The sequence below is a fragment of the Coriobacteriia bacterium genome (genome assembly GCA_003149935.1).
Classification (GTDB): domain Bacteria; phylum Actinomycetota; class Coriobacteriia; order Coriobacteriales; family QAMH01; genus QAMH01.
Genome location: QAMH01000010.1, coordinates 199385 through 221994, shown reverse-complemented (window position 1 = coordinate 221994; position 22610 = coordinate 199385). Strand labels below are relative to the sequence as shown.

Here is a 22610-nt window from a genome sequence, read left to right as displayed (position 1 = left end):
CGCATTGCAGGCAGGGCGCGCATTGCGCGCCCTGCTCCATTTTTTACATATGCAGCTCGGCCCCGGGGACGAGGATGATGCGTCCGGGAGCTTGGAATGCCTCGAGCTTGGCCTCGTCGTACTCGGCGACCGTAGCGTCGGCGGAGTCGATGGGCACCTCATGGACGGGAATGTTGTGCTTGGCACCGACGAGCTTGGCGCACTCGGAAGCCTCGTCCGCGTCCATGTTGTACACCCCGTCGCACGGGAACGTCGCATAGTCGAGCTTCATGGCGGCAAGCTTGCCGGACTTCATGTCCTCGGTCATGCTCGTGTCGCCTGCTGCATAGAACGAGACGCCATCGAACTCGAGCACGTAGCCAACGCACTCGTCAGACGGATGGTTCTCGTTGTATGCCTGCACCGCCTGGATCTTCACGCCGTGAGACTCCGTGGAGAGATACTCATCGCTCGTGGGATGTAGGTCCTCGGGCCAGATTACCTCGCAGCCAGACGCATGGGGCATCTTGTCCACGGCATCGTGGTCGAAATGCCTATGCGTGACCAGGACGAGGTCCGCCTCGAGCTCGTATTCCTTTCCGAAGTATGGATCGACGTAGATGACCGTGCTGTCGTCGAGCGTGAACCTGTAGGAGCCGTGCCCCTGAAATAGCATCGTAGTCATGATAAGCCTCCTCGCTCGCTTTTATATCCATATAAGATTATAGGCAGCGCACAATATAATGCACTGCCTATAACCGAAATTATCACGAGAAATGTTTATTTCATCAGCTCGCAAATAGCCTCGTTGAATGCTGCCGAATCTGCGATTTCGAGACCCTCCGCCAAACGTGCCTGGTTGTAGAGCAGGTTGGCGTACTGGGCGACCTTCTCGGTCTCGCCAGCCTCTTGCGCCGCCTGCAGCGTTGCGAAGACAGGGTGATTGGGGTTGAGCTCGAGCACGTGCTTTGCCTCGGGACGCTCGCCGGCGGCAGCCGGGATGGTCGCGAAGTACTTCTCCATACCCAGGCTCACAGGGCCATCGGCGACGATACAGCAGGCCGCATCAGCCAGGCGAGAGGTCGCGGTGACATTGGTGATGTCGTCGGGAAGCGCCTCAGTCATCGCCTCGAACAGCGTGCTGTTCTCCTCGCGCTGCTTGGCGACTTCCTCCTTCTCCTCCTCGGTCTCGAGACCAAGGTCCTCGCCGCTGGCGACGTTGCGCATCTCCTTGTCGTCATAGCTGCCGATGGAGAGCAGGCAGAACTCGTCGACGTTGTCACCGCAGAGCAGGACGTCGTAGCCACGCGAGACGACCGACGTGACGCTCGGGCTTTGGGCCAGACGCGCGACGGTGTCACCGGAAGCGAAGAAGATGTTCTCCTGGCCCTCCTGCATGCCGGCGACGTACTCGGCCAGGGTGATGGGCTTGTCCTCCTTGGCGGAGTGGAAGAGCAGCAGGTCCTGCAGCAGGTCCTTGTGCGCTCCGTAGGTGGAGTAGATGTCGTACTTGAGCACGTGGCCGAACTTGCTGAAGAAATCGACGTAGGCTTCACGGTCGTCTTTGCAGAGCTTCTCGAGCTCCTGCTTGATCTTCTTCTCGATGCGACGCTCGATGGCGATGAGCTGGCGGTCTTGCTGGAGCGTCTCGCGCGAGATGTTGAGGTTGAGGTCCGGGCTATCGACGACGCCGCGCACGAAGCCGAAGCAGTCCGGCAGCAGGTCCTCGCAATGCTCCATGATCATGACGTTGTTGCTGTAGAGCGCCAGTCCTCGTTGGAAGTCCTTGGCATACAGGTTCATGGGCGCATCGGTGGGGATGAAGAGCAACGCGTCGTAGTTCAGGCTGCCCTCGGCATGCATGGAGATGGTGCGCAGGGGCGTGTCTGCCGTGTGGAACTGGGCCTGGTAGAAATCGGCGTACTCCTCGTCGGAGACCTCGGATTTCTTCTTGGTCCAGATGGGAATCATCGAGTTGAGGATTTCCTCCTCGACGAAGGTCTCGGTTGCGGGCACGTAATCGTCGCCAGCGTCCTCGGGCTTCTCGAGCGTGCGCGTCTTCTCAGCGTCCATGATGATCGGGTAGCGGATGTAATCGCTGTAGCGCTTGACCAAATGCTTGATGAGAGCCTGCGAGAGGTACTCGTCGTAATTGACCTCGTCGGTGTTCTCGCGCAGATGCAGGATGATGTCCGTGCCGCGCTTCTCGCGGGTGGTCTCGCTGATGTTGTAGCCCTCGATGCCATCGCTTTCCCACTTGAAGGCCTCGTCGCTGCCGTATGCCTTCGAGATGACGGTGACCTTGTCGGCGACCATGAACGAAGAGTAGAAGCCGACGCCGAACTGGCCGATGATGTCGACTTCCTCGAGCTTCTCGGAATCCGAGCTCTTGAATTCGAGCGAACCCGAATGGGCGATGGTGCCGAGATTCTTGTCGAGCTCGTCCTTGGTCATGCCAATACCATCGTCACTGATGGTGAGCGTGCGAGCGTCCTCGTCAATGGCAATCTGAATGCGCAGATCGCTGCGCATAATGGAGCTGTCTTTGTTCTCGAGCGAGGTGAGGTAGAGCTTATCGAGCGAATCCGATGCGTTGGAGATGAGCTCACGCAGGAAGATTTCGCGATTGGTATAGATGGAATTAATCATCAAGTCGAGCAGCTTTTTGCTCTCTGTCTTGAATTTACGCATGGGTATGTGTCCTTTCGCGTGCGTTATATATGTACAAACAGCGATTGTAGAAGAGGGGGCATAGATTATGCACGCCCTGTCACTGATATGTTACCTAACTGCGGTTATTTAGAATATCTAAGTCGATAGATAGCAGATGTTAGAGACGTCCCGAGAGGCGATTGCGGGCTTGCTCTCGCACTCTGTGTCAGGGGGTCAGACCCCCTGACACACATTAAGGATTCGTATCGATGTAGAATAGCGTCCATGACTCAGCACATGACATATGACGATGCCGTTGCCACGCTCGAGGGTGCGCTCAAGTTCGGGATGAACCCCTCGCTCGAACCGATTAGGGCGATGTGCGCGGCGATGGGTAATCCGCAGAAGCGCTACCGTTGCGTGCAGGTTGCCGGCACCAATGGCAAGTCATCGACGACGCGCATGATAGCGGCTCTTTTGCATGCTCAGGGCCTGCGCGTCGGGTTGTATGTCTCGCCGCATCTGGTCAAGTATCCCGAGCGCATCGAGATCGACGGACGCATCGTGAACGATGAATCCTTTGCACGGGGCATCAAGGCGGCGCTCGACGCAGCTGCGCATGCGCACGTTGAGGCCACGGAATTCGAGCTGCTCACGGCTGCCGCCCTGTGGCTGTTCGCGCAAGAGGGCGCCGACTGGGCTGTTCTCGAGTGTGGCCTGGGCGGGCGCTGGGATGCCACGAGTGTCGTGGACCCGCAAGTCGCCGTCATTACGGGCGTGGCGCTTGAACACACCGCGATTCTCGGTGATACGATCGAAAAGATTGCGGCCGAGAAAGCGGCCATCATCAAACCGGGCTGCAAGGCGGTTTTTGCACACGACCTTGCCGCACGGGAGGTCTTCGAACGGCAGGCGCAGCAAGTCTGTGTGCCGTACGAGAACGCTAATCTCGAGGCCATCACCCCATTTGAGGGCGAGCTCGCCAGCCTGCCCGTCTATCAGCGCTCAAACCTCGCGACGGCTCTGGCGGCTGTTACCGCGGCGCTTGGTCATGCGCCCTCGCCCGAGAGCGTCCGCATGGCGCTGAGTGGGCTCATCATTCCCGGACGCTTTGAGATTCTGCGACATGACCCGCTCGTGATTATCGATGCGGCACATAATCCGCAATCTGCCCACGCCCTTGCCGAAGAGCTGAAGAGATTCTTCGACGGGCGCGTGACGGGGGGACGGGAAGGTGACAGGGGGACGGGGGTTCTGTCACGCCGAATTCGCGTGACAGAACCCCCGTCCCCCTGTCACCTTCCCGTCCCCCCGTCACGCGCCACGCCTACCTTGCTGCTCGGCGTGCTGGACGACAAGGACGCCCGTGACATCATCCGCGAGCTCTGCCCGCTGTTCTCGCGCATCGTCGTCACGGCATCGTCGTCGCCGCGCTCCATTCCTGCGGTGGAGCTTGCCGCGCTCGTCGAGGAGGAATGCGGCATGCGCCCCGAGATTGCCACGAGCATATCCGAGGCCCGCGAGTTACTGCGCCACGAGCCCGTTATCGCTACGGGCTCGATAACCGTTGCTGGTGAGGTGAAGGATATTTGGTGATAGAATCTCACCAATAGTCCACTACCACAGGCAGTAAGAAGGCAGCATGTCCGCTATTCTCGCGTCGGTACTCACACCTCCCGTGCTCGTCGTCCTCATCGTGACGGCAATCATCTTCGTGGGGCTCTGGGTCGTATGCATCATCTGGGTCAACAGGGATGCCAAGACACGCGAGGCTCCCGTGCTGCTATGGACCGTCATCGCCGCCGTACCCGTCGCCGGCTTGGTTGCCTACTGCCTGCTGCGTCCGCCCCTCAACGCGGCCGACTCCACCGAGCAGGTCATGAACCTTGAGCTCATGGGGCGGCAGCTCTCCGATTACGGTAACTGTCCCCGTTGCGGCGAGCCAGTGAAGAGTGACTACATCGCTTGCCCCAACTGTCGTGTCCAGCTGCGTAACGTATGCAACAGTTGCGGACGTCCGCTCGAGCCCAGTTGGCAGATATGTCCCTATTGCGCGCAGCCGCTCACGCGTCAGACGCGCCAGCGCTCGGCCTAGCGCAAGTTCTCCTTGCATCACGCCTGTTTGCGGTGTAGATTCTCGCCATGTGCTTTTAACGATAGGTCCCACTCGGTTTGTGACCGAGAACGGGCGGAAAGGAACAGCCATGAGCACGATTTCTGTCATTCTCCCCGACAATTCCACCAGAGAGCTCGAAGAGGGCGCGACGGTAGCCGATCTCGCGGCTGCAATTGGCAGCGTCCTCGCCAAGGCCGCCGTTGCCGGCAAGATCGACGGAGAGCTCGTCGGTCTCGATGCGCCGCTCGCCGACGGCGCGCAGGTCGAGATCGTCACCAAGACATCACCCGAGGGTCTCGGCATCTTGCGCCACTCGACGGCGCACATCATGGCAGAGGCTGTGCAGGAGCTCTTCCCCGGCGCCCAGATCGCCTTTGGCCCGCAAACCGATGACGGCTTCTTCTACGACTTCGGCTTGACCGAGAACCTTTCCTCCGATGATTTCGAGGCCATCGAGGCCAAGATGAAGGAGATCATCAAGAAGGACGAGCCTTTCGTGCGCGAGGTTGTCACGCGCGATGAGGCCAAGGAAATCTTCAAAGACCAAAAGTTCAAGCTCGAGCATATCGACGACCTGCCCGAGGACGCCGAAATCTCCATCTATCGCCATGGTGACTTCGTTGACCTGTGCAAGGGCCCGCACATCCCCAGCTCGCGCAAGATCGGCGCCTTCAAGCTCATGAAGCTCGCCGGTGCCTACTGGAAGGGCGATGCCGAGAACGAGCAGCTGCAACGTCTCTACGGTACGGCGTTCTTCGACAAGAAGGACATGAAGGAATACCTCTTCATGCTCGAGGAGGCCGAGAAGCGCGACCATCGCAAGCTCGGTCGCGAGCTCGGCATTTACATGATGGACGAGGAGGCCGGTGTTGGCTTGCCGTTGTATCTGCCGGCTGGCGCGCGCATCATCCGCATCATGCAGGAGTGGCTGCGCAAGGAGCTGTATCGCAGGGGCTACGAAGAGGTCATCACCCCGCACATCTACAAGGCGGATGTCTGGAAGACGAGTGGCCATTACGGGTACTACAAGGACAACATGTACTTCTTCGAGATTAACGAGGGAAGCGATGAGGAGCCGCGTCTGAGCGAGTATGGCGTTAAGCCGATGAACTGCCCCGGCCACGTGATCCTCTACAAGAACGACATCCACTCGTATCGCGAACTGCCCATCAGGTACTTCGAGTTCGGTACCGTGTATCGTCACGAGATGAGCGGCGCCGTGCATGGCCTTATGCGCGCCCGCGGCTTCACGCAGGACGATGCGCATGTCTTTTGTCGCGAAGATCAGGTTGTCGACGAGGTCTGCGCAATCCTCGATCTGGCGGACTCCATCATGAAGGAGTTCGGCTTCGAGTACATGGCCGAGATATCGACCCGTCCCGAGAAGTCCATCGGCACCGACGAGATGTGGGAAAAGGCCGAGAGCTTCTTGCGCGAGGCCATCGAGCGTCGTGGCATTCCATACGAGATCAACCCTGGCGACGGCGCCTTCTATGGCCCCAAGATCGACATCAAGGTCAAGGACGCCCTCGGTCGCTGGTGGCAGTGCTCGACGGTGCAGGTCGACTTCAATTTGCCCGAGCGCTTCGACGTCACGTATCGCACGGCCGATAACACGAGCGAGCGTCCGTGGATGCTCCATCGCGCGCTTTTCGGCTCCATCGAGCGCTTCCTCGGCATCCTCATCGAGCACACAAGTGGCAACCTGCCGTTGTGGCTTGCGCCGACGCAGGCTGTCATCATTCCCATTGCCGATCGCCACGTCGAGGCTGCCGAGCAGGTCGCGGCCGAGTTGCGCGCACATGGTGGGCGCGTCGAGGTTTACGAGCAGAACGAGCCCATGCGCGTGAAGATTGCCAAGGCGCAGGGGCAACGCGTTCCCTACATGCTCGTCATTGGCGACAAGGAAGTCGAGAATGGCGAGGTTGCAGTGCGTGAGCGCCATGAGGGCGACTTGGGCTCGATGAAGCTCGAGTACTTCACGAAGATCATCGAGGAAGCTCAGGTCTAATGGCGCGGCCCATGACCATCGCCGAGAAGATCCTTGCGGCGCACGCGGGGCTCGACGAGGTCGTTCCAGGTCAGCTCATCGAGTGCACGCTCGACGTGGTGCACGCCAATGACATCACGGCCCCCATCGCCATCGACGTATGCCGTCAGGTGGGCGAGGGGGTCTTTGATCCCGCGCGCGTGGTTCTCGTTCCGGACCATTACACGCCGAACAAGGACATCAAGAGCGCCGAGCAGGCAAAGCTCATGCGCGAGTTTGCGCACGAGCAGGGTATCGAACACTACTATGAGGTCGGGTGCGCGGGAATCGAGCACGCACTGCTGCCCGAGAAAGGCGTGGTGGTGCCAGGCGATCTCACCATAGGAGCTGATTCGCATACCTGCACCTATGGTGCGCTCGGGGCGTTTTCGACGGGCATGGGATCGACCGATGTGGGTGTCGCCTTTGCGACGGGCAGCGCCTGGTTCAAGGTGCCCGAGAGCATCAAAGTCGTGCTCGAGGGGAACTTCGCTCCCGGTGTAAGCGCGAAGGACCTCATCCTGTACATCATCGGCCAGATTGGCGTTGATGGGGCGCTCTATCAGGTGTTGGAGTTCACCGGTCCGGCTGTCGCGCAAATCTCGATGGACGGGCGTTTCACGATCTGCAACATGGCCATCGAAGCTGGTGCCAAGACGGGCATCTTTGCTGTCGATGACGTGACGCGCGCCTATGTGGAGCCACGTGCCGAGCGGCCTTGGGTCGAGTATGCCTCGGATGAGGATGCGCACTATGCCCGCACGATTCATATCGACGTTTCGCAGCTTACCCCAACGGTCTCGTTGCCGCACCTGCCGAGCAACACGAGGTCGGCTGCTGACTGCAACGATATGCGCATCGACCAGGTCATCATTGGCAGCTGCACGAACGGGCGCATCGAGGACATGCGCACGGCTGCCGATGTGTTGCGTGGCCGCGAGGTCGCTTCTGACGTGCGCTGCATCATCATCCCCGCAACGCAAGACGTGTACCGCCAGTGCATGCACGAGGGACTTCTCGACGTGTTCCTCGATGCTCACTGTGCCGTATCGACACCTACCTGCGGTCCATGTCTGGGCGGGTATATGGGTGTGCTCGCCTCGGGCGAACGCTGCGTCGCCACGACCAACCGCAACTTTGTCGGCCGCATGGGGGCCAAGGACAGCGAGGTCATCCTCGCGAGTCCTGCCGTGGCCGCCGCCAGCGCCGTCGCGGGCTACGTCTGTACGCCAGGGCAACTTTAATACCCCCCACCTTGTGTGTTCGATGATTGGTCCGTGCAAGAATTGCGGTATGGCCTTGCAGCGTCTTAAGGGCCGAAGCGCTAGAATTGCAAAATGACCCTAAACGTCCGTCGAACATTTTCCGATGCCCGGTGAGCAGAGGCGCCAGAATTGCGAGGCGGTCTTGCGAGGACTGTTTGAGCGCGCTGTTCTTGCGCGCGAGTTCCGCAGCGGTCTCGCAATTCTGGCGCCTCGGGTGCGAGCCATTGCGCGAGGTAAATGTTCGACGGACGTCATTCGGAGGATAGGCTACGCTATGCAATTTAACGGCACCGCAATCAAATACGGACGTGACGTCGACACCGACGCCATCATCGCGGCGCGCTACCTGAATTCGTCTGATATGGACGAGCTTGCGGCTCACTGCATGGAGGATCTCGATCCGACATTCACGCAACGCGTCAAACCCGGCGACATCATCATCGCCGGCGAGAACTTTGGCTGTGGATCGTCGCGTGAGCATGCGCCGAGCTGCATCAAGGCAGCGGGCATCTCCTGCGTCATCGCCAAGAGCTTCGCGCGCATCTTCTATCGCAACGCCATCAACGTAGGGCTACCCATCATCGAATGCCCCGAGGCCGCCGATGGCATCGAGGAGGACGATGCGGTTTTTGCCGATACGGGCACGGGCATCATCGAAGACCTGACTACGGGGGAGAGCTGGAACGTCCGCCCCTTCGAGCCTTTCATACAGGAAATCATCGAGGCGGGTGGGCTTGTGGCCCGCACGAAGGCGCGCAGGTGATGATTGTGAACAAGCAACGATACGAAATTTGCATCTTGCCGGGTGACGGCATCGGCCCGGAGATCATGCGAGTCGCGCTCGATGCTCTACATGCCGTCGGACGCAAGTACGACATCGAGTTCACATGCACCGAGGCTTTTATCGGCGGTTGCGCAATTGACGCATGCGGCAGCGCACTTCCCGAGGCGACGCTCGAACTTGCCCGCCGCGCCGACGCGGTACTGCTCGGGGCCGTCGGGGGTCCGCGTTGGGATACGGTTGATCCGGACAAGCCGCGTCCTGAGGACGGGCTCCTCGGCATACGCAAGGAGCTCGGGCTCTATGCGAACTTGCGCCCCGTGCACGTCTACGATGCGCTTGTCGCTGCCTCACCGCTCAAACCCGAGGCAGTGCGCGGCTGCGATATCCTCATCGTTCGCGAGCTCACGGGAGGCCTGTACTTTGGCGAGCATGCAACCGTGGAGACTGCCGCGGGGATGCATGCGCACGATGTCATGCAGTATGACGAGTACGAGATCGAGCGTATCGCGCGGCAGGCTTTCGATGCGGCTGCGAAGCGTCGTGGCAAGGTCACGAGTGTTGATAAGGCCAACGTGCTCGACACGGGGCGTCTCTGGCGAAAGGTCGTGCATCGTGTCGCCGTCGATTATCCCGATGTCGAGCTTGTCGACATGCTCGTCGATAATTGCGCGATGCAGCTTGTCATGAATCCGGGGCGGTTCGATGTCATCCTCACCGAGAACACCTTTGGCGACATACTTTCCGACGAGGCGTCGGTGTTGGCAGGGTCGCTTGGCTTGCTCGCAAGCGCCTCGCTCGGGGATGGGACATCGCTATTCGAGCCCTGTCACGGCTCGGCTCCCGATATCGCGGGCAAAAACATCGCCAATCCCCTGGCTCAGGTGCTTTCGGCTGCTATGATGCTTGCGCACGGCTTGGGTTTGGATGAGGCCGCATCCGATGTGAGACGCGCGGTCGATTGCGTCTTGGCGCAGGGTTGGCGTACGGCTGACATCGCGCAGGAAGCGACGGATGCCGGGCATGTTCTGGGAACGACTGAGATGGGCGAGAAGATCGTCGCCTGCATCGAGGAGGAAAGATGAAAGCTGTAATACCCGCTGCTGGTTTGGGAAGCCGCTTCTTGCCTGCGACGAAGGCTCAGCCCAAGGAGATGCTCCCCGTACTCGATAAGCCGGCGATTCAGTACATCGTCGAAGAGGCTCTCGAGGCAGGCGTCGACGAGGTCATCATCGTCAACAGCCGTGACAAGAAGTCCATCGAGGACCAGTTTTCCCCGCACGACGCGCTTGTCGGGCATTTGCGCGGCGTGGGCAAGGACGCATATGCCGACGCCGTCGAGTATGCGGGTGCGTTGCCCGTGAGCTTCGTGTATCAGGATGAGCCGCTCGGCCTCGGTCACGCCGTTCACGTCGCCGCGCCCGAGACCGGTGACGACATGTTCTTCGTCATGCTCGGTGACGTGCTCGTACCCGAGAACGGCATCTGCCAGAAGATGCGCGAGGTATCCGAGGCGCATGACAATGCGAGCGTAATTGCCGTACTGCCCGTATCCGATGACGAGGTGAGCCGCTTTGGCATCATCGGCGGCGAGGACCTGGGCGATGGCGTCTGGAAGGTCACGGAGATGATCGAGAAGCCGGCACTCGAGGACGCGCCGAGCAATCTCGCGAGCTTCGGTCGCTATCTGCTGACTCCAAGGGTCATGGAGCTGCTTGCCACGACCGAGCCTGGTGCCGGTGGAGAAATCCAACTCACCGATGCCCTCGTATCGCTGCTCGACCATGAGGACATGTACGCGCTCGTCATCGATCCGCGCGATGGATATGACACGGGCACGGTTCCCTCGTGGATCGCCGCGAATGTCGCCCAGGCCATGAAGGATCCCAAGATCGCCGCATATCTCAAGGAGACGGTCGGCTCGCTCTTCGCGTAAATGCGCAGCAGCCAGATGGGTGCACGTGCATTTGTCTGGTGTAGAATACAGCGATGCGCGCCACATGCGGAGGGATGGCAGAGTGGTTGAATGCAACGGTCTTGAAAACCGTCAGGCGGTGCTGAGCCGCCTCCAGGGTTCGAATCCCTGTCCCTCCGCCAGCTGGCAAGCTGGGCAACGCAGCTCGAAAGGGGAGTCATGAGCAGCATCGCACGTGTGCTCGTTCTCATGGCCACCTACAACGGCCAAGAGCACCTTGCCGAGCAACTCGATAGCATCTTGAGCCAGGAGGGCGTCGAGGTCTTCGTGCGCGTCTCCGATGATTGCTCGACCGACAGTACCTTTCGGATTCTCGAGACCTACGCTTCCGAGCACGACAACATCGAGATCATCTACAACAGCACGCACCAGGGCAAGACGCGCACCATCATGCAGCTCGTCTACGATGCGCCGGTCGAGGAGTTCGACTACATTGCGCTTGCGAACCAGGACGATATCTGGCTTTCCGGCAAGCTCGCGGCCGGTACCGACCACATCTCGGCGAACACGAGCCGTCCCGAGCTCTACTATGCGGGCAGCGTTTGCATCGATGCGCGGGGCAGGGTGATTGGCGATGAATTCGACGGGTACGAGGTCTGTGCGTCGCATCCGGGCAGTCTCCTGCTCGTGCGTAACTGGGCTCTGGGCTGCACGATGCTCATGAACGGGGCGCTCGTCAAACTCCTGCGCCGCCGTCCCGTCTTCGATTTCGCGCGTAGCTACGATACCTGGATTCACGCAGTCGCACTCTACTGCGATGGCTATGTCTTCTGCGATTTGCCGCACTGCTACGTCGATAGACGCCTTGCGCCAGGGCAGTCAGTGCTGCCTGTCTGCGATGACCTCGATCCCGAGCTCGCGGACCAGGCGACCACCATGGCGCGGGTGCTTTTGCGCGAGTACGAACAATCCATGAATCCGGATGCCGCCAAGCTCGTCGAGGCGGTCGCGGTCAGGCATGTCTCGGCCAAGGCGCGTCGCTTTCTTGCCGGACGCACGGACATCATGCTGCCGACGAATCCACGCACGAGCAAGCTGCGCTGGAATATCCTGAGAAGCAAGTTCTAGGCCGGCGGGTGAGACACATTGGACAGGTACATCTGTCTCACTGCATGCAGTGAGACAGATGTACCTGTCCAATGTGTCTCACCCGCCGGCTACTCCGGTTTTGCTGGCTCGCCGATGAGGTTAAGCAGCTCGCCGACGTTTTCCACGCTCACGGCATCTCCGTAGACATGCGAGCTGATGATGATTGCGGGACTGCCAAACTTGCCTGCCATGACGATGTCGGTGTCGTAGTTGTCACCCACGACGAGAATCTCCTCCGGCGCCAGGCCGAGTTGCTCGCTGACCTCCTTGAGCATGAAGGTGTTGGGCTTGCCGATCGTGAGGTCGACCATGCGCCCCGAGCACCACTCGACCGATGAGACCATGCCGCCGCAGCCGGGCATGAGGCAGTCTTCCTCGCCCGGATAGGAGCGCTCCTTGTTGCAGGCGATGACCTTGTCGACCTTGAGGGCGACGTTGCTGGCAATGGCGAGCTTCTCATAGTCGAATTCCGGGTCTAGACCGATGAGCATGTTCTCGGCCTCTTCGGGCTCGACGGAATGCACGCTGAGTTTTTCGCACTCGCTGACGAGGTTCTTGGAGCCGCACACGTAAATGTTGGTGAGGCGCTCGCGATGCGCGTAAAGAGCCGCGGCGTATCCGCTCGTCAGAACCTCTCTGAAAGTGCAGTCGATGCCCATGTTGCGTAGCTTGTGAAAGATCTGGGAGCGGGTCTCGGAGGAGTTGTTAGTGAGGAAGAAGACGGATTTGCCCAGCTTGCGACAATGGCGAATGACCTCGTCAATGCCGTCGATGAGCTTGGAGCCCCGATATACCGTACCGTCGAGTGCAAACGCGACGGCCTTTGTGTCTTCAAACATGCGGTCTTTCCTCCTGCGGGAATACTATCACAGCGTCAATGGTTCCTCTGGCCAACGCTTATTCGGCTGGGGATTCGGGTGCAGGCTCACCGCCGCCACCTTCGTCACCGCCGCCCTCGTTGCCGCCTTCCGAGCCTGGGTCACTCGGCTCCTGGGGCTGCTCGGGATTGGGAGCGTTCGGGTCTGCCGTTGAGCTTGCGTTTGGGTCGGTCGAGGAGCTGCTCGTGCTCGAGGACTCTTCGGGGGGCGTCCAATCGTCGTCTCCGCCAATGATCGTGACGTCCTTGGTGAAGTCCCAGGTGCGTGCCGGCTTGTAGTTGATCTTCTCGCTCGTCGAGGGGAATTGCTTGATGGGTTGACCTGCGAGTGCCGCGTTCATGAAGTCGCGCCAGATGGGGCCACAGGTGCTGCCGCCGTACATCGAGGTTTCGCGTTCGATACGATAACCCGCCCAGACAGCCGTGGAGTACTGCGGCGTGAACCCGCAGAACCAGAGGTCACGACCATGCTCGGAGGTGCCCGTCTTGCCGGCGCAGGGCTGGCCGTTGCTGAGGTTGGCACTCGTGCCCGTACCCGAGCTAATGACGCGCTCGAGAATGTCGGTTGCCTTCTGCGCGACGGCTGCCGAAAGCACTCGCTGCGGCTGCTCGGCCTCGTGCGTGTAGACGGTCTTGCCGGAAGGGTCGACGATCTCGGTGACGGCGTAGGGCTCGTAGTAGTAGCCGCCGTTGGCGATCGTGGCATAGGCGCTTGCCATTTCGAGTGGGTTGACGCCGCTTGAGCCGAGCGAGACCGTGTCGTCTTTCTCGAGCTCGGACTTGATGCCGCAGGCATGGGCGATGTCGATGGTCTTCTGCGCCCCGATGGCGTGGACGAGCTGCGCGTAGACGGTATTGACCGAGGAGATGGTGGCATCGGTGACGCTCATCGACCCGTGTCCGTGACCCTCGGAGTTGTTGACGGTCCAGTCCTTGCCGACCTGCACCGGGCTCGAGGAGTCGATGTAGGTGTTATCTGGATCGAGTCCCTCGTTGAGGGCGGAGAGCAGGGTGAAGGTCTTGAAGGAGGAGCCAGCCTGGCGACTCATCTGCGTGGCGAGGTTGAACTTGTTGGTTTCGTAATCCCTGCCACCGACCATGGCAACGATCTCTCCGTCGTCAGGGACGACGGAGACGAGAGCGGCATCGAGCTGGCTGTCGCTCCAACGCATGTTCTGCGAGATGGCGTCGTTGGCGTCCTTTTGCAAATCGGGGTCGAGCGTCGTGTACACCGTCAGGCCGCCATGCGCGATGACGGTGGCGGGAAAGCGCGGGTTCTCGTCGAGCTCGCGACGCACGTAGTCGATGAAGTAGGGGGCGATGTCGGAGATGGTCTCGTCGGTCATCTTCTCGGTCGAGAGCACGGGCGTGTCTGCGAGCGCCTCGTCGTACTCGGTCTGCGTGATATAGCCATTCGAGAGCATGCGCTGCAGCACGGTTGCGCGACGCGCCATCGCCTTGTCCATGTGCTCGCGGGGGTTATACGCGTTGGGCGATTGCGGGATGCCGACGAGCAGGGCCGCCTCGGAGAGCGTGAGCTCATCTGCGTGTTTGCCGAAGTAGTCGCGACTTGCCGCCTCGATGCCATAGCAGCCATCGCCGTAGTTGACGACGTTGATGTACATCATGAGGATGTCATCTTTGCTGTACTGACGCTCGACCTGCGAGGCGATGTACATCTCGCGCACCTTGCGCTTGATGGAGATGTCGTTCATCTCGTCGAGCAGGACGGTATTGCGCACGAGCTGCTGGGTGATGGTCGAGGCGCCTTCGGAGGCGCCGCGGGAGGCGGCGTTGACGATGACGGCACGGGCAATGCCGATAGGGTCGATGCCGCCATGCTCGTAGAAGCGCTCGTCCTCGGTTGCGATCGTTCCCTCGAGCACGTAATCGACGACCTCGTCCTGCGTAACCTCGATGCGATTTTCGAGATAGAGCTTTGCGAGGACCGTCTCGCGGTCATTCGCGTAGATGGTCGTGATGCCCGTGTTCGCGTACGAACTGATGGTGCTGTAATCGGGCAGGCCTATGAGCCAGGTCGCGCCTACCACGCAGGCAAGGACAACCACCAGGCAAAATGCTCCGGCGATACATCCAAGAATGGTGAGGAGATTGACTGAGCGTCGCTGTGATTTCTGGCGGCGTTTGCGGTTACGGCTTGACGAGGGCAACTCGGTCTCCTTTCGATGTGAGCACATTATGCCTTAAATACGCGCGCATGGTATTGAACTGCGTTCAAAATTCACCGAAGGTGTCACAACGTGCGTCTTGTGCCGTCGTCCGAACGCAAAAGTCTGTTGTGTCTGCTGTCGTTTACCGCTCGGCATCCAATCGAGCGGCATCACGCCTCCCATTTTGGCTACAATCTGCTTCGTGTTGTTTTTTGACAGCCCGCAAGGTGCGGGCTGTAGAGAAGGAGGATTCCCATGGCTGTAACTGTGAACGAGGATACCTGCATCGCCTGTGGCGCTTGCGCAGATGCCTGCCCCGTCGACGCGATCACCATCGCCGATCATGCCGTGGTCAATGCCGATGAGTGCATCGATTGCGGCTCCTGCGTCTCCGTGTGCCCGACCGATTCGCTGAGCCTCTAAGCATCAGGTACATGAGCAAGGGCTGTCGAGAGGGGTGAATCCTCTTTTGGCAGCCCTTCGTCATGTCCGAAGGTAATTACTCCTATGAACACCGAGACAATTTCCATCGAATCGCTCGCGTACGGCGGTGATGGCGTAGGCCATCTTGCCGATGGGCGCGTCGCCTTCGTCGCAGGGGGCTTTCCCGGTGACGAGTGTCAGGTCGCGTACGTGAACACCGACGATCGCTTCGTGCGCGCAAGGCTCGAGAACCTCGTCGAGGCGTCTCCCGAGCGCGTGCAGCCCCTTTGCCCCGAAGCCGCGAGCGGCAGGTGCGGGGGCTGTCCCTGGGCCGGCCTTGCCTACGATGCGCAGCTGCGCTGGAAGCGCCAGGCCGTCATCGATGCGCTCGAGCGCATCGCGCACATGGATGCCGCCTGGGTCGATGCGCACGTGCCCGCGTGCATCGCGAGCAAGCGCGAATGGCATTACCGCAACAAGGTCGAGTTCGAGGTCGGGCTTGACGTGGCGGGACGCTTCACGCTCGGCATGCATGCGCGTGGCGGCGACTTCACGCCGATTTCGAGTTGCGCGCTCATCCCCGGCAAGTTCTCGCAAGCTCCCAAGGCGCTTACGGGAGCGCTGCGCTTTGCCGCTGGCCAGGAAGATCTCGGCATCGAGCGCGTGGGCATCCGCGTTTCGACACGCACCAACGACGTCGAGGTTGCCCTTTGGACGAGCACGGGACGCTTTCCGCGTGCGCGCGTTGCGCAGGTGGTGGGCGAGAGCATGTCCGTGAAGGGCCTCGGTGTGACACGGGTGCTGCTCAAGGGCTCGGCAAAGGAGCGCAAGGTTGCCGGTGTCGAGTCGCTGCGGGGACGCGGGTCCTGGAACGAAGTCATCAACGGCATGAACATGCTCATTTCGGCACCCTCGTTTTTCCAGGTGAACACGCCAGGTGCCGAGGTGCTCACGCGCCTCGTCTTCGAAGGGCTACATCCCAACGGGCTCGATTACATGCTCGACCTCTATTCGGGGGCCGGAACCTTCACCTTGCCGCTTGCGCACGAAGTACAGCGCGTTGCGGCGGTCGAGTCCGCTGGCTCGTCGGTACGCGATTTGCGGCGCAATCTCGAGCGCAACAAGCTGGACGCTGATGTCATCGGGGGCGATGCCGCACGCGAGCTGAGTGGCCTGGGTGCACCCGACAAGGTCGTCGTCGATCCTCCGCGCAGCGGCTTGGGCGAGAAGGCCATTCAAGGCCTATGTGCGAGTGGCGCTCGCGCAATTGCCTACGTGTCGTGCAATCCGACGACGCTTGCCCGTGATCTGGTCCAGCTCCAGGCGGGGGGTTATCAGGTGGAGCGCGTGACTCCGGTCGACATGTTTCCGCAAACCTATCATGTCGAGACGGTCGCGATTCTCACGAAGACGTCCTAGATGTGGTAGATTTACAAACCAGTCCCCTTAGCTCAGCTGGATAGAGCGTTTGCCTCCGGAGCAAAAGGCCGCAGGTTCGAATCCTGTAGGGGGCACCAGAAAAACCGCAGGCCAGGGGCTATTGCCGCTGGCCTTTTTGCCGTCTGTTCACTTATCGTCTAAAATCATAGAGTTTAGCAACTTCATCATGTACTACATTCAGGAGGAATCATGGCTCTGTATACGCCGGAATATAAGCCCAATGGCAAGGAAGTCGCCGTCATCACCACCGATGAGGGCACGATTCGCGTCCAGCTTCACGGCGAGGACGCACCCATCCACGTCGGCAACTTCGTCGAGCTCGCCCAGAAGGGCTTTTACGATGGCCTGAAGTTCCATCGCTATGTGCCGGGCTTTGTCATCCAGGGCGGCTGCCCCAATACGCGTGACATGTCCGCTGCCGACGTTGCCGCTGGCAAGAGCGGCCCCGAGGGCATGCCGGGTACCGGCAACCCTGGCTATTCCATCAAGGGCGAGTGGAAGACCAACCCCAACAACTCGCATGAGGATGGCACTCTGGCAATGGCACGTAGCTCCATGCCCGATTCCGCCGGTAGCCAGTTCTACTTCTGCCTCGGTCCCCAGCACTTCCTCGATACCGACTACACGGTTTTCGGCGACACCATCGAGGGCCTCGACGTCATCAGCAAGCTTCGCGCTGGTAGCGTCATCGAGAACATCACGATCGAGAACGCAGACTAGTAGGCGCACGTCTACCAAAGGGAGCTTTCCATCATGAAAGTCGAGGTTTTCAAAGAGGCGCAGGAAGCCTATGCCAAGGGTGACTACAAGGCCGCCCTCGAGGGCTTCATCGCCTGCACGCATGACGTTGCAGGTCTTGCGCCCGCCGACCTCAGCAAGTTCTACCACCTCATTGGCAATTGCTACGTGAAGAGCAATGACCCGCGCTCTGCCGCCGAGTACTATCTCAAGGCGCTCACGGGCAGTCCCGAGAAGCGCAAGCCGTCGCTCTACGTCAACTTGGGCACGGCGTTGCTGGGCACGAAGGATTACGAGAACGCGCTCGAGGCATTCGGGCGCGCGCTCGACTATCCCATCTACACGACGCCCTATAAGGCGTATGCCGGTATCGGTGCCGCACAGCTCAAGCTCGGCAACATGGTCGAGGCGGGCGCCGCATATCGCGAGGCCGCGCTCGATCCCGCCAATCCGGCTCCTGCCAAGTCGCTCGTCAACCTGGGCGTTTGCTTTATGGAGCTCGGACGTCCCGAAGATGCCGTTTCCGTGTACGAGACGGCCCTCGATTTCGATCTCGACGATCGCGCCCGTGCGAAGGCCTACGCTAACCTAGGCCAGGCCTACATGGCACAGGGCCGCGTCCCGCGTGCGCTCAACGCTTTCGAGAAGGCCGAGGAAATCGGCGAGGAAATGCCCTCGCTTGCCATGCACGATTACGAGATCGCACGCACGCTCAAGGAGCGTGTCGACTCGCGTGCGCCTGGCATCCTCGACACGGGCTACATCCTGCCCGTCGCCACTGACGCAAGCGCGCCCGAGGAGGCCGAGGACTTCGACCCGTTTGCTCCGCGCGATGCGCAGAGCACGGCTCAGGATGACACACAGCCAACCGAGCAGACGCAACCGGCGGCACCTGTCGAGGCTGCGGGCGAGACGCTTGATCCCTCGCGTGCGCAGACGATTGCCATGGAGGCGCTGCCCACGCCGCTTCCGAGCGACAACGCGAGTGATGCGGATGCCACGGGCAAGATCGAGCTCCCCCAGGAGGCCGGTCCCGCCTCGCAGGGCGATGCATCTGGCGAGCAGGTATATGATTCCGGTCTCGACGAGACGCCCTTCACCTACAACGAGCAGCCTGGCTACGAGTACGGTGTCGCCTTCGACTTCGGCGACGAGTACGCCGACGTGCGCGAGTCTGCCGAGCTCATGGATTCCACGGAGATGCACATGCCCTCGCCCGAGGACACGGCCTTCTTCGACATCACCGAGCAGCAAATCAAGAGCAACGCACGTCAGGGCAAGCGCCAGAACCGCAAGGCGCGTGGTTGCGGCTTGAAGATTGCCATCGTGTTTGTTGTCCTCTGCATTCTCGTCGCCGGCGCAGCCTGCGCCGCCTACGTACTTGGCTACGGGTATCCGTTGCAGGAGACGGTCACCGAGGATTTCTTCGCCGCCGTCCAGAACGATGGTGATACAAGCCAGTACTGGGCCAAGGACGTGAGCCCGAGCATGCAGCGTGCCCAGGAGGCATCGCTGCAAGACCTGACTTCCTATAGCGTCGAGGCCGTGCAACGCAGCATGGATCAGACTGCGGTCTTCGTGAAGGCCACGCTCGCGCAAGGTGGCACCATCGACTATGAGGTCGTTCTCACGCGCAACGGCATCTCGTGGGCAATCGAGTTCGTTCAGCTCTACTTCCCGAGCGAGCAGTAAAAGAAACACCAGATAAGGCCCGGGTCACGATGACGCGGGTGAAAGTGAAAGGATTGAAGCAAGATGATCGAGAAGACTTACACCATGATTAAGCCGGACGGCGTTCGCAACGGTCACATCGGCGAGATCGTGAACCGTTTCGAGCGCGTGGGCCTCACCGTCGAGCGCATGGAGCTCGGCATGGTGAGCGAGGAGCTCGCCAAGGCCAACTACGCCGAGCATGAGGGCAAGCCCTTCTACGAGGGTCTCATCGCCTACATCACGAGCGGTCCGGTTGTGAAGATGGTCGTGAGTGGCGAGAACGCCGTTGCTACCGTGCGCAAGCTCATGGGCGCCACCAACCCGGCTGATGCCGCTCCGGGCACGATTCGCGGCGACTTCGGCTTGACCATGGACGAGAACGTCATCCATGGCAGTGATTCCGTTGCCAGCGCCGAGCGCGAGATCGGCGTCTTCTTCGGCTAGGAGATTATCTTGAGGCGAAGGCCCGTCTGCGATGGCGGGCCTTCGTGCGTTACCTTTTATTTTCAAAACCGTAGCAATTTATGTGGAATAGGTTCAGATTTGGCAGCAGTCCCGATTGAAAAACGGTGCCGTGCTACACTTGCAGGCCACGCTTCAAATATGAGCCAGATAAAGTAAGGAGCGACTATGTCGCTGACAGACAGACTCTTTGGCAATTTCGGTAGCGATATGGCTATCGACCTTGGTACGGCTAATACGCTCGTGTCCGTGCGAGGTCAGGGCATTGTCATCAACGAGCCTTCGGTCGTTGCCATCGAGAAGCAGGACCAGCGCGTTCTGGCCGTTGGCACCGATGCCAAGGAGATGCTCGGCCGCACGCCGGGCAGCATCATCGCCATGCGTCCACTCAAGGACGGCGTCATTGCCGACTTTGACGTGACCGAGGCCATGCTCCGTTACTTCATCTCGCGCGCCCAGGGCAAGCGCATGCCGTGGCATCCCAAGCCGCGCGTCGTCGTCTGCGTTCCCAGCGGCGTCACTTCCGTCGAGAAGCGCGCCGTCTTCGAGGCGACCATCACGGCTGGCGCACGTCAGGCCTTCCTCATCGAGGAGCCCATGGCCGCCGCCATCGGCGCGGGGCTGCCCGTCGATAGCCCGACCGGTTCCATGGTCGTCGACATCGGTGGCGGTACGACCGAGGTCGCCGTCATCAGCATGGGCGGCATCGTCAACGCGACATCCATCCGTATCGCGGGCGATGCGTTTGACGCGGCTGTCGTGCAGTACGCCAAGACCCACTACAACATTGCCATCGGTGAGCGCACGGCAGAGGAAATCAAAATCACCATCGGCTCGGCGGCACCGCTTGTCGAGGAAGTCGATGTTGAGGTGCGCGGTCGTGACCTTTTATCGGGCCTGCCGCGAACCGTGCGAATTGAAAGCGAAGATGTGCGAGAGGCTCTCGAGGAGCCCATTGCCAAGATGATTCAGGCGGTCAAGGACACGCTTGACGAGACGCCGCCTGATCTGGCGAGCGACCTCATGGAATACGGCATTACGCTCACGGGCGGTGGCGGTATGTTACGCGGCCTCGACGAGCGCTTACGCGCCGAGATCGGTGTTCCCGTGCACGTATCGGAGACGGCTCTCATCAACGTTGTCGAGGGCTGCGCCATGGTTCTTGAGGCACCTGATTTTCTCTCGCAATCATACATGCAGCAGAGGTAACGCTTCATGCCTGGACTCTCGTTTAGCAACCAGAGTCAGAACAGACGCTCGGGTCTTTGGTTGATTCCGATTGTTCTGATTGTCATATCTGTCATGCTCATCACGCTGTGCGTGCGCTTTGGGAACTCGGGCCCCTTCGCGGTCGCGCGCGGCGTCGTGCAGACCGTGACCCAGCCCATCGCGCAGGTCTGCTCTGTCGTCTCGACGCCCTTTGCAAACGTCGGTGCTGTCGATGTCGATGAGGAGGTCGCACGCCTTCAGGAAGAGAACAGCCAGCTACGCACGCTCGTGGCAGAGCTCGAGGAGTACCGTCAGCAAGACCAGCGCCTTACCGCGATGCTGCAGTTCTCCGACATATACGGCTTGGAGACCCTAAGCGCAGAGGTCATCTCCATGACCTCCGGCTGGGATCGCACCGCGACCATCAACAAGGGATCGCGTGACGGCGTGCGTGTCGGCATGGGCGTCATGAGCACCTGTGGTCTCTACGGGCAGGTCGAGTCCGTGACCGAAGCCGCGAGCGTCGTGCGCCTCATCAATGACCCGAATTCGTCCGTGGCGGTCATGGTCCAGAACTCGCGCGCACACGGCATCATGCACGGTTCCTACGACGGTACGCTCACCCTCGAATACGTGCCAATCGATGCAACCGTGGGCGAAGGCGATATCGTCATCGCGTCGGGAAGCGGCGGAACCTATCCGCGCGGTATCGTCGTCGGCACCGTGCGCGCCATCGAGGCAGACTCGTCCAAGCTCTATCACCGCATTACCGTCGACCCTCTCTTCAACATCGAATCCTGCGAGGAAGTACTCGTCTTGACCGGCAACGAAACCGAGACCGAGCGCATCCTGAACGAGGAGCTCCTGCAGCTCATCATCGACTCGGCCAACTCGGTGAATGCCTCTTCCGCGAGGGTCGGAGCCATCGCCAAGGCGCTACTCAACGAGGCGAACGAGGCATACCGCGCCGCCGAGGCCCAGCGCAGGGCAGAAGAGCAGGCAGCACGCGAGAGGCAAGCGGCCGCAGGGGACCAGACGGGTTCCGGCGGCTCCGGTTCTGGCTCGGGCTCAGGCTCGGGCTCGGAAGGCGAAGCCGGTACGGGTTCAAGTGGAGGTAGTGCCGGTGAGTAAGCAGACGGTCTACCTCATCACCATCGTCCTATGCATCCTGTTGCAGGCAGGCATCGCCCCTGCCATTGCCATCATGGGATGCAAGCCCAACTTCTTGCTCATCCCCGTGCTCCTCATCAGCATGCGCTCGGGGACGGCCGCCGGAAGTATCACGGGCTTCTCCCTCGGCTTGCTCTACGACCTCATGGGCAGTGGCACCATTGGCTGCATGGCCCTCGTGCTCACGCTCATCGCCTTCATCGTGGGTGTCGCGGGCGAGAGCATGGACTTGCTCACACCCATCGTGACCATTGGCGTTGCCGTCCTCTCGTCGCTTTTGCTCGAGATCGGCTATGGCATCGCCGCCATTCTCACGTCTTCGGAGGGCGGTGGCGTCATGTCGACGATGTTGAGCTATTCGCTTCCCTCGGCCCTGTACACGGCCGTGTTCGCGGTCATCGCTCTCGTTACCATTGGCCTGGTAATCGCCGATGACAGCGCGGGCATGCCCACGCGTCTGGGCGAGCACCGCGACGGGAACAAACGCGCGATGTCCCACATGAAGTCACGTCTCAAGTAGG

The 22610-nt window shown here is 60.6% G+C and carries 20 protein-coding genes and 2 tRNA genes; 18 read left to right on the top strand and 4 right to left on the bottom strand.

Annotated elements, in window-relative coordinates; genetic code table 11:
• Positions 1-43: 43 nt before the first annotated feature.
• Positions 44-664: an MBL fold metallo-hydrolase gene (locus tag DBY20_09610; GenBank protein PWL77596.1), complete on the bottom strand. Its 621-nt coding sequence runs from the start codon at positions 662-664 to the stop codon at positions 44-46.
• A gap of 95 nt (positions 665-759) precedes the next feature.
• A complete protein-coding gene (locus DBY20_09605; GenBank protein PWL77595.1) occupies positions 760-2670 on the bottom strand; it encodes a molecular chaperone HtpG in 1911 nt (636 codons plus the stop codon).
• 246 nt (positions 2671-2916) lie between these two features.
• Here DBY20_09605 and DBY20_09600 point away from each other — a divergent pair, with 246 nt between their 5' ends.
• From DBY20_09600 to DBY20_09560, 9 genes are all read left to right on the top strand, one after another.
• Positions 2917-4227 carry a hypothetical protein gene (locus DBY20_09600; GenBank protein PWL77594.1) on the top strand — a complete coding sequence of 437 codons (1311 nt, stop codon included), beginning with the start codon at positions 2917-2919 and terminating at the stop codon, positions 4225-4227.
• Positions 4228-4273: 46 nt separating this feature from the next.
• Positions 4274-4726 (top strand): zinc ribbon domain-containing protein, encoded by a 453-nt coding sequence (locus DBY20_09595; GenBank protein ID PWL77593.1) that lies wholly within the window; start codon positions 4274-4276, stop codon positions 4724-4726.
• A gap of 118 nt (positions 4727-4844) precedes the next feature.
• Positions 4845-6758, top strand: coding sequence for a threonine--tRNA ligase (locus tag DBY20_09590; protein PWL77629.1), 1914 nt, complete (start codon positions 4845-4847; stop codon positions 6756-6758).
• Positions 6758-8020 carry a 3-isopropylmalate dehydratase large subunit gene (leuC, locus tag DBY20_09585; protein ID PWL77592.1) on the top strand — a complete coding sequence of 421 codons (1263 nt, stop codon included), beginning with the start codon at positions 6758-6760 and terminating at the stop codon, positions 8018-8020. Before DBY20_09590 ends, leuC begins: the two co-directional genes overlap by 1 nt.
• Positions 8021-8144: 124 nt before the next feature.
• Complete coding sequence (leuD, locus tag DBY20_09580) at positions 8145-8804, top strand: 3-isopropylmalate dehydratase small subunit (protein ID PWL77591.1); 660 nt, start codon at positions 8145-8147, stop codon at positions 8802-8804.
• A complete protein-coding gene (gene leuB / locus DBY20_09575; protein PWL77590.1) occupies positions 8804-9907 on the top strand; it encodes a 3-isopropylmalate dehydrogenase in 1104 nt (367 codons plus the stop codon). Before leuD ends, leuB begins: the two co-directional genes overlap by 1 nt.
• Entirely contained in the window at positions 9904-10758 is an 855-nt protein-coding gene (locus DBY20_09570) for a nucleotidyltransferase (GenBank protein ID PWL77589.1), read from the top strand. The genes leuB and DBY20_09570 overlap by 4 nt, the downstream gene beginning before the upstream one ends.
• Positions 10759-10826: 68 nt before the next feature.
• Positions 10827-10919: transfer RNA gene (locus tag DBY20_09565), tRNA-Ser, on the top strand.
• A gap of 37 nt (positions 10920-10956) precedes the next feature.
• On the top strand, positions 10957-11865 hold the full coding sequence (locus DBY20_09560) for a hypothetical protein (protein PWL77588.1): 909 nt from the start codon (positions 10957-10959) through the stop codon (positions 11863-11865).
• An 89-nt stretch (positions 11866-11954) separates the two neighbouring features.
• Here DBY20_09560 and DBY20_09555 read toward each other — a convergent pair whose 3' ends face one another.
• Positions 11955-12725 carry a hypothetical protein gene (locus DBY20_09555; GenBank protein ID PWL77587.1) on the bottom strand — a complete coding sequence of 257 codons (771 nt, stop codon included), beginning with the start codon at positions 12723-12725 and terminating at the stop codon, positions 11955-11957.
• Positions 12726-12783: 58 nt separating this feature from the next.
• Positions 12784-14961: a penicillin-binding protein gene (locus tag DBY20_09550; GenBank protein ID PWL77586.1), complete on the bottom strand. Its 2178-nt coding sequence runs from the start codon at positions 14959-14961 to the stop codon at positions 12784-12786.
• A gap of 228 nt (positions 14962-15189) precedes the next feature.
• Here DBY20_09550 and DBY20_09545 point away from each other — a divergent pair, with 228 nt between their 5' ends.
• From DBY20_09545 to mreD, 9 genes are all read left to right on the top strand, one after another.
• Positions 15190-15357 carry a ferredoxin gene (locus DBY20_09545; GenBank protein ID PWL77585.1) on the top strand — a complete coding sequence of 56 codons (168 nt, stop codon included), beginning with the start codon at positions 15190-15192 and terminating at the stop codon, positions 15355-15357.
• 84 nt (positions 15358-15441) lie between these two features.
• A complete protein-coding gene (locus tag DBY20_09540) occupies positions 15442-16776 on the top strand; it encodes a 23S rRNA (uracil(1939)-C(5))-methyltransferase RlmD (GenBank protein PWL77584.1) in 1335 nt (444 codons plus the stop codon).
• A gap of 21 nt (positions 16777-16797) precedes the next feature.
• Positions 16798-16874: transfer RNA gene (locus tag DBY20_09535), tRNA-Arg, on the top strand.
• 112 nt (positions 16875-16986) lie between these two features.
• A complete protein-coding gene (locus tag DBY20_09530) occupies positions 16987-17517 on the top strand; it encodes a peptidylprolyl isomerase (protein PWL77583.1) in 531 nt (176 codons plus the stop codon).
• 33 nt (positions 17518-17550) lie between these two features.
• Complete coding sequence (locus DBY20_09525) at positions 17551-19227, top strand: hypothetical protein (protein ID PWL77582.1); 1677 nt, start codon at positions 17551-17553, stop codon at positions 19225-19227.
• 63 nt (positions 19228-19290) lie between these two features.
• The gene (locus tag DBY20_09520) at positions 19291-19692 is read left to right on the top strand and encodes a nucleoside-diphosphate kinase (GenBank protein ID PWL77581.1); all 402 of its coding nucleotides are present in this window, start codon (positions 19291-19293) and stop codon (positions 19690-19692) included.
• Between the two features lie 186 nt (positions 19693-19878).
• Positions 19879-20919 (top strand): rod shape-determining protein, encoded by a 1041-nt coding sequence (locus DBY20_09515; protein ID PWL77580.1) that lies wholly within the window; start codon positions 19879-19881, stop codon positions 20917-20919.
• A 6-nt stretch (positions 20920-20925) separates the two neighbouring features.
• Positions 20926-22050: a rod shape-determining protein MreC gene (gene mreC / locus DBY20_09510; protein ID PWL77579.1), complete on the top strand. Its 1125-nt coding sequence runs from the start codon at positions 20926-20928 to the stop codon at positions 22048-22050.
• Complete coding sequence (gene mreD, locus DBY20_09505; GenBank protein ID PWL77578.1) at positions 21818-22609, top strand: rod shape-determining protein MreD; 792 nt, start codon at positions 21818-21820, stop codon at positions 22607-22609. The genes mreC and mreD overlap by 233 nt, the downstream gene beginning before the upstream one ends.
• The last annotated feature ends 1 nt before the right edge of the window (position 22610 follow it).